General features: G+C 44.9%; 11 protein-coding genes and 1 other RNA gene. All 12 read left to right on the plus strand.

Features of this window, described 5'->3' with window-relative positions; genetic code table 11:
• Positions 1-102: 102 nt before the first annotated feature.
• The 12 genes from rnpB (at position 103) to murG (ending at position 13159) form a co-directional block, all read left to right on the plus strand.
• An RNA gene (rnpB, locus tag CYQ88_RS02610) (RNase P RNA component class A) lies at positions 103-471 on the plus strand.
• A gap of 279 nt (positions 472-750) precedes the next feature.
• Positions 751-1209 carry a division/cell wall cluster transcriptional repressor MraZ gene (gene mraZ / locus CYQ88_RS02615; protein WP_101839789.1) on the plus strand — a complete coding sequence of 153 codons (459 nt, stop codon included), beginning with the start codon at positions 751-753 and terminating at the stop codon, positions 1207-1209.
• A gap of 1 nt (position 1210) precedes the next feature.
• Positions 1211-2158: a 16S rRNA (cytosine(1402)-N(4))-methyltransferase RsmH gene (gene rsmH / locus CYQ88_RS02620; protein WP_101839790.1), complete on the plus strand. Its 948-nt coding sequence runs from the start codon at positions 1211-1213 to the stop codon at positions 2156-2158.
• A gap of 44 nt (positions 2159-2202) precedes the next feature.
• Complete coding sequence (gene ftsZ / locus CYQ88_RS02625) at positions 2203-3375, plus strand: cell division protein FtsZ (protein ID WP_101839791.1); 1173 nt, start codon at positions 2203-2205, stop codon at positions 3373-3375.
• A gap of 50 nt (positions 3376-3425) precedes the next feature.
• Positions 3426-3785 carry a cell division protein FtsL gene (gene ftsL / locus CYQ88_RS02630; protein WP_101839792.1) on the plus strand — a complete coding sequence of 120 codons (360 nt, stop codon included), beginning with the start codon at positions 3426-3428 and terminating at the stop codon, positions 3783-3785.
• On the plus strand, positions 3754-5529 hold the full coding sequence (locus CYQ88_RS02635; protein ID WP_233188792.1) for a penicillin-binding protein 2: 1776 nt from the start codon (positions 3754-3756) through the stop codon (positions 5527-5529). Before ftsL ends, CYQ88_RS02635 begins: the two co-directional genes overlap by 32 nt.
• A complete protein-coding gene (locus CYQ88_RS02640; RefSeq protein ID WP_101839793.1) occupies positions 5507-7066 on the plus strand; it encodes a UDP-N-acetylmuramoyl-L-alanyl-D-glutamate--2,6-diaminopimelate ligase in 1560 nt (519 codons plus the stop codon). The genes CYQ88_RS02635 and CYQ88_RS02640 overlap by 23 nt, the downstream gene beginning before the upstream one ends.
• Positions 7063-8457, plus strand: a complete 1395-nt coding sequence (gene murF, locus CYQ88_RS02645; protein WP_101839794.1) for a UDP-N-acetylmuramoyl-tripeptide--D-alanyl-D-alanine ligase — start codon at positions 7063-7065, stop codon at positions 8455-8457. Before CYQ88_RS02640 ends, murF begins: the two co-directional genes overlap by 4 nt.
• Positions 8458-8467: 10 nt before the next feature.
• The gene (gene mraY / locus CYQ88_RS02650; RefSeq protein WP_101839795.1) at positions 8468-9553 is read left to right on the plus strand and encodes a phospho-N-acetylmuramoyl-pentapeptide-transferase; all 1086 of its coding nucleotides are present in this window, start codon (positions 8468-8470) and stop codon (positions 9551-9553) included.
• A gap of 30 nt (positions 9554-9583) precedes the next feature.
• Entirely contained in the window at positions 9584-10927 is a 1344-nt protein-coding gene (murD, locus tag CYQ88_RS02655; protein ID WP_101839796.1) for a UDP-N-acetylmuramoyl-L-alanine--D-glutamate ligase, read from the plus strand.
• Positions 10924-12084 (plus strand): putative lipid II flippase FtsW, encoded by a 1161-nt coding sequence (gene ftsW / locus CYQ88_RS02660; protein WP_101839797.1) that lies wholly within the window; start codon positions 10924-10926, stop codon positions 12082-12084. Before murD ends, ftsW begins: the two co-directional genes overlap by 4 nt.
• A gap of 16 nt (positions 12085-12100) precedes the next feature.
• Positions 12101-13159, plus strand: coding sequence for an undecaprenyldiphospho-muramoylpentapeptide beta-N-acetylglucosaminyltransferase (murG, locus tag CYQ88_RS02665; protein WP_101839798.1), 1059 nt, complete (start codon positions 12101-12103; stop codon positions 13157-13159).
• The last annotated feature ends 54 nt before the right edge of the window (positions 13160-13213 follow it).

Here is a 13213-nt window from a genome sequence, read left to right on the forward strand (position 1 = left end):
TGATGGATTTGGAGTTTTATAAATCTTAACATCTTCTAATTTTAGCAGGATTTATCGATAATGATTGGACATTTGTTAAGGGTTAGAGTACATTGCGCACTGCAAGAAGATTGGGCAATCGCGAGGGTTTCGACTTTCGAGGAAAGTCCGGGCACTATAGAGCAGAATGCCAGCTAACGGCTGGGCGGTGAGAGCCGACGGAAAGTGCAGCAGAGAGTAGACCGCCAATTTAATTGGTAAGGGTGAAAGGGTGCGGTAAGAGCGCACCGCGCAACGGGTAACCGTTTGTGGCAAGGTAAACCCCATTCAGTGCAAGACCAAATAGGGAAACAGGTTTAAGCTTGCTTAAGCAAGGTGTGGCTCGCACCTGGTTTTCGGGTAGGTTGCTTGAGGGGAGTAGTGATGCTTCTCCTAGATGAATGATTGTCACCCGTAAGGGTACAGAACCCGGCTTATAGATCTTCTTGCATTTTTTCATTTAATTAATAGTCAGCGTTCTGCTGTTTTTTCTTAAAAATTATTATTGAGTTATTGTCATAACTTAAATTCAATTCCCTGTTTTATCGATATCATATTGATTAATATCTCTTTAATTTCCAATTTGTTTCTTTGTGTACTTTTTAAGCCTTATCTAAGTTGTTCATCTGTAACTATAAGTTCATAAAAATTCATCTTAAGACGGCTTGACAGACTCTACAAAAGTTAATATAGTGGCGACAAGTGGGGTAAAGTGGTGAAAAGTGGTAAATAATGTTGTTCTTTCGTGGCATCAACTCAATCAATATGGATACAAAGGGACGTTTGGCAATTCCCAAGCGCTACCGTGAATCTATTTCAGAGGCCAGTGATAACCAGTTAGTCGCCACGATTGATTTACAAAGCCCATGCCTGTTGGTTTACACAATGGATGAGTGGGAAGTTATTGAGCGAAAATTAATGGCATTGCCCAATATGGACAGCAAAGCGCGCTTGGTACAGCGATTGTTACTCGGCCATGCATCTGAAATGGAAATGGATGGTAGTGGCCGGGTTCTATTGCCCCCTTTGTTAAGAGAACATGCAAAGTTAGAAAAAGAAGCAATTTTACTCGGGCAAGGCAATAAGTTTGAATTGTGGTCTAAATCGGCTTGGGATGCCAGTCGTCCAGATATGTTGGATATAGCTTCGGTTGGTGATGTCTCAGAATCTCTAGCCAGCTTGAGCTTGTAGGATGACGCACTCAAAGGAAATTGAGCAAACAAGTCACTATCCAGTGATGTTGCAAGAGGCTGTTTCAGGTCTGTCAATTTCTGATAAGGGAGTTTACATTGATTGTACCTTCGGGCGTGGTGGACACAGTCAACTGATTCTATCGCAACTGAGTAAGAATGGTCGCTTGCTAGCCATTGATCAAGATCCAGAAGCCGTTGCTTTTGCCAAAGAATACTTTTTGGCGGATCAGTTTGAAATACAGCAAGGCAGTTTTGAAGCGCTAGAATCCTATTGTCAGTCACGGAATTGGCTAGGACAAGTCGATGGCATTTTAATAGATTTAGGGGTGTCATCTCCACAGCTTGATGAGGCCGAGCGAGGATTTAGTTTTATGCGATCCGGCCCGCTCGATATGCGGATGAATCCGCAAAGTGGATTGAGTGCTAAAGAATGGCTAGTGCAAACGGATGAAAAAACTTTAGCAAAGGTTCTTCGGCAATATGGTGAAGAGAAATTTTCAGGGCGAATCGCTCGACATATTAAAGAGGCTTTAGCAGAAGGTATTTTGAATACCACATTGGATTTAGCAGCTGTTGTTAAAAAGGCATCACCAAAAACTGAAAAACATAAGCATCCAGCCACGCGAACCTTTCAAGCTATACGGATTGCGGTCAACCGAGAGCTGGATGTATTAAAAACCGTATTAGAAGCTTCAGTGCGTGTATTAAAACCGGGTGGACGGCTTTCCGTTATTAGCTTTCACTCGTTAGAAGATCGCATTGTTAAGCAATTTATTCGAGATCAATCTCGAATAAAAGATTTGTTTCCGGATTCACCGATAGAGTTGGAAGTCGTTAAGCCTGTATTGAAAAAAGTAGGAAAACCGATATTTCCAAGTGCTAAAGAGTGTGAAGAAAATCCGCGTTCTCGAAGCGCGGTGCTGAGAGTCGCAGAGCGACTTGGCTGAATCATTATTATTAATTAAATTGTGTTGACTAAGGGGAGTATCACATGAAGTTTAATTTACAGGAAACCATTTCCGATGAGGCAGGTATGCCAAAGATTATGGTCATTGGTCTGGGTGGCGGTGGAGGTAATGCCGTCGACTATATGGTGCGCTCACAGGTAGAAGGTGTTGAGTTTATTTGTGCTAATACCGATGTTCAGGCGCTAAAAAAATCAAAAGTTGCAACTTGCATTCAATTGGGCGCAAATGGTTTAGGTGCAGGCGCTAACCCCGAAAAAGGGATGGAAGCTGCTAAGGAAAATATTGAACAGGTCAAGGAAACCCTTAGAGGTGCAGATATGGTCTTTATCACTGCTGGCATGGGTGGAGGGACTGGCACCGGCTCTGCTCCTGTTGTGGCACAAGCCGCGCGCGAGATGGGTATTTTGACAGTGGGGGTTGTGAGTCGTCCATTTAATTTTGAACGACGTGGAAAAATTGCGGATGCAGGTATTGAGCAGCTTGCAGAACATGTTGATTCCCTCATTACCGTCCCTAACGACAAGTTGTTAAAAGTGCTAGGACGTGATTTTGTGTTAGCTAAAGCTTTTGATTATGCAAATGAAGTACTTCATGGCGCTGTTCAGGGGATTTCTGAGTTGGTGACTCGTCCAGGCATGATTAACGTCGACTTTGAAGACTTAAGAACCGTTATGACGGAAAGAGGCGTTGCAATGATGGGTGTTGGTCATGCAACGGGTGAAGACAGAGCGATCAAAGCTGCTGAAAAAGCGATTGCAAATCCGTTACTTGAAGATATCTCCGTATCTGGTGCGCGTGGATTATTAGTGAATATTACCTCTGGATTAGATTTTACTTTAGGTGAGTTTAATGAAGTGGGCGATGTCATTGATCAGGTTGCCTCGGAAGATGCAAAAGTCATTATCGGAACGTCCATTGATGAAAGTATGACTGATGAAATTCGCGTGACAGTGGTTGCGACGGGCTTATCTGAAGCGGGTGCAGCAAAACGACCAGAAGTTGTTAAACCCAATTTGCAAGCCGTTGAAGCCAGTAAGGCCGAAGAAAAAGCCAGTTTAAATAACCAAGCTGAGCCTAAGCCTGAACCTGAAGTGGTTCGCCCGAAGATGGTCGTTAATGGCGGTGTTACCGGGAGCGTGGACTCAAATTCAAACTATTTGGATATCCCGGCCTTTCTTCGTCGACAAGTCGATTAATGCCAGTGCAGCGCTGTTATTAATTCCGAACTTGAGCACTTGAGTTAAACGTGTCGGTGCAAAAACTCCCCAGCCTTCGCCAGTTTAGACAGTTCAACTGGCAAGGTTTCTTTGTACCTATGTTAGTGGTTATTTTAGTCGCCTCCCTGATTGCAATTGTAGAGGTCCAGCATCAAGTCAGGCATCTAGAGACTCAAGTCGCTCAATCTCTAAAAAAACAAGTTGCGCTGCATCAAGAATTCGGGAAACTTACCCTAGAAAAACACCATCTTACTGCCCTAGCAAGGGTTGAATATTTAGCGAAGACTCAGTTGAATATGACGCTGGAGAAATCGCCAGAACTTCAAAACTTTCAAATCATTTTCTTGGAAAAACGCAATGCCAACGATGCATCAGAATCCAATCATTAGACGAGATTCGATTGTTTTAATCGTGGTGTTGATGTTATTTTTGGCGCTCATTGCCAAAGCCTTTCATGTCCAAATTGTCCAAGCAGAATTTTTACAAAATGAAGGGAATAAACGTCAAATTCGAACGTTGGATATTCCCGCACCTAGAGGCGAAATATTAGACCGAAACGGCAATGTCTTGGCCTTGAGTACTCCCATTGATTCTATTTGGGTGGATCCTAAAACATTATCTTTTTATCTTGATCCAGTTGCTCAGCAAACGCAATTGCTTTCAGAAAACCTGACCCCAGCCCAGTTGCAAAAGAGACAGCAAACGATAGAAAAGAAATATCGTGCATATCAACAGATGCTGTCAATATTGGAATTAAGTCCTTCAACCTTTACGCCGCAAGTCCTTGCGAAGCGTGAACGACGATTTATGTATGTCAAACGTGGTGTACTGCCTGAACTCACCGAAAAGATTGAATCCTTAGATGTGCCTGGATTGTATGTTCAAAACCAATATAAACGCTATTATCCGGCTGGAGAGGTGGTGAGTCATTTGATTGGCTTTACCAATATTGATGATGTTGGGATCGCAGGAATCGAAAAAACCTATGATGCTTGGCTATCGGGACAAGCCGGGAAAAAACAGATTGTAAAGGACAGAGCAGGTCGAGTGGTCGAGTTTGTAAAAGATCTTCAGCCGGCTAAACCTGGGAAACAAATTCATTTAAGTATCGATAAAGACATCCAGTTTTTCTTATATCATGCGATGAAGAAGAGCTTTATTCAACACCAAGCCACTAGCATGATGTCGGTGATTCTAGATGCTAAGACGGCAGAAGTCATCGCCATGGTGTCGCTACCCGCATTTAATCCAAATGATCGCAGTCAACTCCAAGGTGCGCGTTTACGGAATCGAGTGGTAACCGATGTCATGGAGCCGGGTTCGCCCACTAAGCCATTTATTATTGCAAAGGCATTGGATTTAGGGGTACTAGATATTCAAGACAAAATTAATACTGCACCCGGCTCGATGTTGATTCAAGGTCAGCGTATTACCGATACTCGAAATCACGGGACGATTACCCCCGCTGAAGTTATTCAGTATTCCAGTAATATTGGTGCCAGTAAAATTGCGTTTAGATTGACCCCACAACAGCAATGGCAAATGTTCCATGACGTTGGCTTTGGGCAGGACTTAGGTCTGTTTTTACCCGGCGAAACCATGGGGTATATTCGACCTGCGGCAGAATGGCAAAAAATTGATCAAGCCTCATCGTCATTTGGTTATGGTTTTAATATTAATTTAATGCAATTAGCCCATGCCTATATGGTGATCAGTAACCAAGGTCAGCTTCGCCCTTTGTCAGTCATTCAACGTCAATCAGACCAAGAAAATATGGGTAAGCAAATCATCTCCGCAGAGGTAGCGCAGCAGGTTCTAGAAATGATGGAGGCGGTGGTGGCCAGGGGCGGGACCGCTCCACAGGCGAAGGTTGAAGGGTATCGGGTTGCGGGTAAAACCGGTACAGTCCATTTAACCAAGGCCGGAGGCTATGAAGCGAATCAATATTTATCGCTATTTGCTGGAATCGTTCCCGTTTCTGATCCTCAATATATTATGGTGACCGCTGTCAATAAACCCAGTAGAGGAATTTATTATGGGGGGAAAGTCGCGGCTCCTATTTTTAAAGAAGTCATGACCGATGTTTTGCGCCTAAAAAACATCGTGCCAGATGATGTTTGGCAGGGGGGCTAAAGTGACGCTGGCAGAGATATTAAATGCACTAGGAGGGGTGAAATCGCCTCAACTCAGCCACGTGGATTGGCAATACAGCCCAACGCAACTGGCTGTTGATTCGCGTGATGTCACTGAGGGTGCTATTTTCATTGCGTTAGCAGGGAGTCAGGCTCATGGAATAAGGTTTGCAGCGCAGGCGATTGATCAGGGTGTAAAGTATATTCTGGCTGAAAAATCACCAGGCCTGGTTGAAATGGACATGGTTTTTAGTGAATCAGATCATGATCAATTGAATGCCGTTCCGGTCATCTGGGTGGATCAGCTCAGTAGGCAATGTAAGAGTTTGGCAAGCCAGTTTTATCAGAATCCGAGCCAAAGGGTGAAGGTGATCGGGGTTACCGGAACCAATGGTAAGACGTCTACGGCACACTATATCGCCCAGTTGCTTTCAGCCACTGGAGTGAAGGTTGCGTTGTTGGGAACGTTAGGCAATGGTTGGATAGGGGACTTAACCCCATCACAAAACACGACACTAGAAGTGGTTGCTTTAAATCGGTGGCTGGCCTATTTTGCTGACCAACAAGCCGATGTAGTGGTGATGGAAGTTTCTTCGCACGCGATCACGCTGGGGCGTATTGATGGTATTCAGTTTAAAGGTTTAGCGTTGACCCAGGTGACACGAGATCATTTGGACTTTCATAAAACAGAGCAAGCCTACCAGTCGGTAAAAAAACAGTTATTCCAAGACTATTCGCATCAATTTGAAGTGTTGAACTTAGATGATAAGGTTGGCTTAGAGCTGGCACATCAAAACCGACCTTCAGTTAGCCAGATTAGTTATGCTAAAGAGAATGCACAAGCGGATATTTTTGTGCCAAAAGCGAAACTTTACCAGCGAGGCATTGCCGGACAGATTCTGCTTTCTCAACAACCTATTGCATTTGATGTGCCTTTAATGGGTGAATTTAATTTAGAAAATATGTTATGTGCGATTGGGGTTTGTGTTGGACTAGGACTTACAGTGAGTCAGCTTGAAAAGGCTCTAAACCAACTCAAGCCTGTAGCTGGAAGAATGCAGTGCCTATCGCATCCTGGGCAGGCAACAGTTGTTATCGACTATGCCCACACTGCAGACGCTTTGCAGGCGCTCTTGATCGCTGTCAGAGCACATTTGTCATTGCCAAATCAACAACTTTGGGTTGTTTTTGGGTGTGGAGGTAACCGTGATCAAGGCAAAAGACCCTTAATGGGAGAGGTCGCACAGCGTTATGCCGACAAGGTGGTGATTACCGATGATAATCCACGCGATGAGTCACCTGAGGCAATTGTTCAGCAGATTACGAATGCCATGGAGACTCCCTTCACCGTGGTTCACGATCGGGCACAAGCAGTTTCATCCACTTTAACGCAAGCGAATCCGCAAGATGTGGTTGTGATTGCCGGAAAAGGGCATGAATCCACCCAGGAAATCGCAGGGCAGAAAATCCCGATGCAAGATGAAAGGCTGGTTAAGCAGGCTTATGCAGCCTATGAAGCAAATAGGAGGCCGCTGTGAGTTGGTCATTGAATGAGGTAGTGCAAGCCGTTAATGGCGTGTTAATTGGCGATAATTTGGGCGAAGCAGATGTGGTGTTAGATAGCATCAGTAGCGACACGCGAACCCTAGAGGGCGGAGCCTTATACGTTGCATTAAAAGGCCCGCAGTTTGATGGACATGATTTTATCGACGCGGCAGTTAGAGAAGGTGCCGTTGCACTACTGGTTTCAGAGCCTGTAACCTCCGCCGTACCTGCCATATTAGTGGAAGATACCCTTATTGCCTTTGGACAACTAGCCGCTTGGCATCGCCAAAATATGTCGTTAAAGGGCGTGGTTGGCATTACTGGATCAAATGGAAAAACCACGACCAAAGAAATGATTGCCCATCTATTGCAACAACAGGCCTCCGTATTGGCAACCCATGGAAATCTGAATAATGAAGTCGGTGTGCCCAAAACCCTGTTGCAGCTTGAAGAGGAACACGATTATGCCGTCGTGGAAATGGGGGCGAACCATCTAAATGAAATTGGCTATCTAACGCAATTGGTAAAACCGGATGTCGCTGTTATTACTTTAGCGGCTAACGCCCACTTAGAGGGTTTTGGCTCACTGGAAGGGGTGATTGAAGCAAAGGGTCAAATATTAGACGGTGTCCGTGCAGGTGGAACCGCTATCTTGAACATGGATTCGCCCGGTTTCGATGAGTGGCAACAATATGCAAAGAACTTAGGATTGAACATCATTCGCTTTGGTCAACACCCGGATGCACAGGTCCGGGTTTCGCAAATCACTCAAACAATCAAAGGGATTCAATTTGCCTTAGAAGTGACCTATCAACAAACGCATTTTATTGAAAGCGTCGAAATGCCCATTTTGGGGTCACACAATGCGATGAACGCAGCCGCTGCGGTTGCAGTTTGTTTGGCATTGGGTCAAACCTGGTCCCAAATTCAACCAGGCCTGGTTGAATTTAATGGGGTTACGGGTCGAGGACAAACGCATGTTTTGCCTCAGGGCGTTTTAATTGACGATAGTTACAATGCCAACCCAGCCTCGATGCGAGTCGCAATTCAAATGTTATTACAGTGTCCAGGCGAAGGGCTCGTTTGCTTGGGCGCCATGGCGGAATTGGGCGAAAAATCAACTGTTCATCATCTTGATTTAGCCGAATTTGCCAAGTCAGTTGGCGTGAGAAACTTATTTTTAACAGGTCAATTGACGCAACCGATGGCAGCCAAGTTTGGTGAAGGTGCTCGCTGGTTTGAAACGCCAGAAGTCATGGCTGAAGCGGCATGGCAAATGATCGCAGATAACAAAATTCAAAATGTTCTGATCAAAGGATCGCGCTCCGCGAAAATGGAGCGCGTCGGTCAGGCAATATTGGCTCAATTGGCCTCATCACACTAAGGAAACCATCATGCTGATTTATCTAACCGAATATCTATCCCAGTATATTTCAGGATTCAGTGTCTTTAACTATATCACCATGCGCACCATTATGAGTGTGTTGACGGCTTTGGGGATCTCATTTGTGATTGGCCCAAAAGTGATTCGTTGGTTGATTCGCCTCAAAGTTGGACAAAGTGTTCGTTTGGATGGTCCTGAAACCCATCTGGTAAAAACTGGAACTCCGACCATGGGCGGGGTGATGATTTTATTCTCAGTGTCGATTGCCGTTCTGCTTTGGGGGAATCTCAGTAATCACTATTTGTTAATCGCATCCTTGACCATGCTGGGGTTTGGTTTAATCGGTTTTGTCGATGATTATCAGAAAGTGGTTTATAAAGATCCAAATGGCATGCGTTCGCGCACCAAGTTTTTTTGGCAATCTTTGGTCGGATTGGTTGCAGCTTATAGTTTATTTGCTTTTGCAAAAGTGCCTGCCGAATCACAGCTATTGATTCCTTATATGAAAGATACGTTTATTTATCTCGGCGCTTGGGGCATCGTGTTTAGTTATTTTGTGATAGTCGGAACGTCTAATGCGGTCAATCTGACGGATGGATTGGATGGATTGGCCATTATGCCAACGGTGATGATTTCCGCTGCTTTAGGGGTATTTGCTTATGTATCTGGTCACGTCTATTTTGCCGATTACTTACAAATTCCTTATCTGCCGGGTGTGGGAGAATTAACGATATTTTGTGCGGCTTTGACCGGCGCTGGATTGGGCTTTCTATGGTTTAATGCACATCCCGCACAAGTCTTTATGGGGGATGTGGGTTCCTTATCAATTGGTGCCGCCTTAGGCGTGGTCGCGGTCGCAGTCAAACAAGAATTAGTGTTATTTATTATGGGCGGTATTTTCGTCGCTGAAACACTATCGGTTATTTTACAGGTAGGATCCTTTAAGCTTAGAGGGGGCAAGCGTATTTTCTTAATGGCGCCGTTACATCATCACTATGAACAAAAAGGTTGGCATGAATCTCAGGTTATCGTGCGCTTTTGGATTATTACCATCCTATTGGTATTAATCGGTTTAGCCAGTTTGAAAATTCGTTAATAAGAAAGTCGGAAAATAAAGGAAAACGCCGTGTATCTAGTTGCTGGTTTAGGGATAAGTGGGCAAAGTGTCTTGCGCTATTTTGAGAACCAAGGGGAACCTTGTTATGCATTTGATACGCGTTCTGACCTGGATATCGCACCCTTACAGGCACAGTATCCACATGTAACCTTTGCCACAGGAACCCTGCCCTCGGATTGGGTAAAAAAAGTCGATAGCTTGGTGTTAAGTCCGGGGATTGCCAAATCGTCAGAGTGGGTGAAACCTTTTTTAAAGGCTGGAAAGGAAGTGATTGGCGATATTGAGTTATTTGCCCGTTCGGTCGGTGAACCCATCGTTGCTATTACGGGATCAAATGGCAAAAGCACTGTGACGACTTTGGTGGCAGAGGCATTGCATAAAGCGGGCTATGCGGTCGGTGTCGGTGGAAATATTGGTGAACCTGCATTAGAGTTATTAACTGAAGACAAAGAGTTTGATGTTTATGTTTTGGAGCTGTCGAGTTTTCAATTAGAAACCACTTATTCACTACAAGCAACCAGTGCCGCATTACTCAATATTTCAGAAGATCATATGGATCGATATGATTCTTTAGAGGCTTATATCCAAGCTAAATTAACCATATTAAATAATGCCGAATGGGCGGTGATACCTAAAGGATTTCAATCGGTTACAGGAGTGACCTTAAATGAATTACACTTTAGTCTCGAATCGACCACTCCGCTGATGCAATCTCATGACTATGGTTTGGTACAAAAAAATGGCCAGGTCTGGCTCGGCTGGGGCGCGCATGCTGCTGTGCCTATTTCACAAATGGCGCAGCAAGGAGTACATCATCAATTAAATGCCTTAGCAATGATGGCTCTGTGCCGTCCTTTTCAAGTGCCTGATGCAGTGTTTGCGAGTGTTTTACGAAATTTTAAAGGGCTACCCCATCGTAGCCAAATCATTGCCGAGCAAAATCAAATCCAATGGATTAATGACTCGAAAGGCACCAATGTCGGCGCTACGCTGGCAGCCATCACAACGACCTTATCAATGATTGATGGCCAATTGATTTTAATTGCGGGTGGTGTTGGTAAAGAAGCGGACTTTTCATCTTTGGCGCAAGCATTAACTCATCGTTGTCGTGCCATTATTTTATTTGGGCGAGACAATCAGCAAATTGCCGACGTATTTTCTGAGGGAGATGTTCAATTGGTCGAAACCTTGTCAGAAGCGATACAACTGGCAGACCAACAAGCACTGCCCGGCGATGCTGTTTTGTTTTCACCTGCCTGTGCTAGCTTTGATCAATTTAAAAATTATATTGATCGTGGGGAATGTTTTGAACGTTGGGTGACACAACAGCTTGAAAATGGGAATATGGAATGATTTTGTCTAATCAGTATCAGCAATTGGTTCATTGGCGCACAGCTTCCAAACAATGGCCTGTCGATTATTTGCTACTCGCCGGATTGTTGTTACTGATGATTTTGGGTTTGACCATGGTTGCGTCGAGTTCGATTGCCATTAGTGAGAAGCGATTTGATGATCCGTTACACTACTTATATCGTCAAATATTCTCCTTGGGACTCGGAGGCATCGCGGCCTGGATCATGTTCCAGTTTCCTTTGGCTTTTTGGCGAAAACACCGGGGGAGCTTATTTATTGGTGGCTTGGCGTTATTGTTATTGGTATTGATTTTTGGTCGAGAAATTAATGGGAGTCAAAGATGGTTGCCGCTAGGTGTGATGAATTTTCAGGTGTCGGAGTTTATGAAATTAGCAGTCGTGCTGTTTATGGCTGGCTATTTAGACCGACATGGCCATGCTGTACGTGAAAGTTACGAGGCGGTATTTCGGCTGGCGTTACCCTTTGGTGTGATGGCGCTATTATTGTTAATGGAACCGGACTTTGGTAGTACTTTTGTGATTGCGGTTATTCTGACGGGAATGCTGCTGATCGCTGGTGCGCCTTGGCGTTTCTTTGTGATTACCGTACTACCCATTGCCATGCTGTTGGTGACCATGATTATTACCTCTCCCTATCGTATGGCAAGGGTGACCAATTTCCTAGATCCTTGGTCAGACCCTTTCGGACAAGGTTATCAGCTCACTCAAGCACTTATCGCGTCAGGCAGAGGGGAATGGTTTGGGGTTGGATTAGGCGAAAGCGTCCAAAAACTCTTGTATTTACCTGATGCACATACTGATTTTTTATTTTCAATTTATGCCGAAGAGTTAGGGCTTATTGGGGTCGTGGGTTTGATTTGCTTATATGCCTTTATATTATGGCGTTGCTTTCGAATTGGACGCAAAAGCTTAGAACAACAACAGGTATTCGGCGGTTTAATTGCCTATGGCGTTGGCATTTGGTTAGCGCTACAAGCCATTATCAATATGGGCGTGAATTTGGGGCTTTTCCCCACCAAAGGTCTAACCTTACCCTTTATGAGTTATGGTGGTTCCAGTGCCATGATTTTGCTGATTGCATTGGCGATCGTATTTCGGGTCGATGTGACGTCGCGTGAAAATGTCAGTACGGAATAAGGCAAAAGGGGTAAATATGAAAAAAATTCTCATTATGGCTGGTGGCACAGGCGGACATGTTTTTCCTGGTCTTGCGTTAGCTGAAGCCCTAGCAAAGCGACGGATTGAAACGGTTTGGCTAGGAACCCAAAACGGTATGGAGCAGCAGTGGGTCACGGCTGCTAAGGTGCCTTTTGATACAATTGCCATTAGTGGATTGCGTGGCAATGGCATAAAAGGCTGGCTCATGGCACCGATCAATGTGACGAAAGCTTGGTGGCAAGCACGTCAAATTATAAAACATCAAGCCCCTGATCTGGTTTTAGGTATGGGCGGCTTTGTATGTGGGCCAGGCGGTCTGGCAGCATTATCACTCGGTATTCCGTTAGTATTACATGAGCAAAATGCCATTGCCGGTTTAACAAATAAATTGCTAGCCTCATTTGCTAAGAAAGTGTTGTGTGCGTTTCCTCAGGCGCGGTTTTTCCGCGCCCATACAGAGGTCGTAGGTAACCCCGTTCGCGCTGGTTTAGAATCGATCCCTCCTGTGGCTTCGGGGGCGGAGGATCGGCCGATTCATTTACTGGTATTAGGCGGAAGTCGTGGTGCACTAGCCTTAAATGAAATGGTGCCAGCGGCTTTGGCAATGCTACCAGAATCAGTAAGGCCTAAAGTGCTTCATCAAACTGGCGCTAAAACCCTAGTCGCAGCTCAGCAGGCTTATCAACAGGCGGGCGTGACGGCAGAAGTGGTTCCGTTTATTGATGATATGGTTAGTGCTTATCAGCAGGCAGATATGGTGGTTTCTCGTGCCGGCGCACTGACCGTGTCAGAATTATTAGCCGCAGCCAGGCCTGCGCTGTTAGTACCTTATCCTTATGCAGTTGACGACCACCAAACGGCCAATGCAAATGCTTTGGTCGAGATTGGTGGCGGTGAGGTGGTGGCTCAATCACAATTAACCCCCACTTTTTTGCTGGAAAAATTACAGCCTTGGTTAAGCTTATCAAAATGTGAAACGGCTTCACAAGCTATTCGTCAGCAGGCACCGCAGAACGCGACCGAAACCATTATTGAAAAGCTCTTCAATCTATAGTCTGTACCGTTCATTGCATTCACCAAAAAACTGTCAATATGTATCATTGGCGCA

Origin of the sequence: Hydrogenovibrio sp. SC-1 (genome assembly GCF_002848135.1) — a bacterium.
Classification (GTDB): Bacteria; Pseudomonadota; Gammaproteobacteria; order Thiomicrospirales; family Thiomicrospiraceae; genus Hydrogenovibrio.

Bases quoted from the DNA above. Each gene is read 5' to 3' on its own strand.
- CYQ88_RS02640 (WP_101839793.1), top strand. From the start codon at position 5,507: ATGATGTTTGGCAGGGGGGCTAAAGTGACGCTGGCAGAGATATTAAAT.
- murG (WP_101839798.1), top strand. From the start codon at position 12,101: ATGAAAAAAATTCTCATTATGGCTGGTGGCACAGGCGGACATGTTTTT.
- mraY (WP_101839795.1), top strand. From the start codon at position 8,468: ATGCTGATTTATCTAACCGAATATCTATCCCAGTATATTTCAGGATTC.
- ftsZ (WP_101839791.1), top strand. From the start codon at position 2,203: ATGAAGTTTAATTTACAGGAAACCATTTCCGATGAGGCAGGTATGCCA.
- mraZ (WP_101839789.1), top strand. From the start codon at position 751: ATGTTGTTCTTTCGTGGCATCAACTCAATCAATATGGATACAAAGGGA.
- CYQ88_RS02635 (WP_233188792.1), top strand. From the start codon at position 3,754: ATGCCAACGATGCATCAGAATCCAATCATTAGACGAGATTCGATTGTT.
- ftsW (WP_101839797.1), top strand. From the start codon at position 10,924: ATGATTTTGTCTAATCAGTATCAGCAATTGGTTCATTGGCGCACAGCT.
- rsmH (WP_101839790.1), top strand. From the start codon at position 1,211: ATGACGCACTCAAAGGAAATTGAGCAAACAAGTCACTATCCAGTGATG.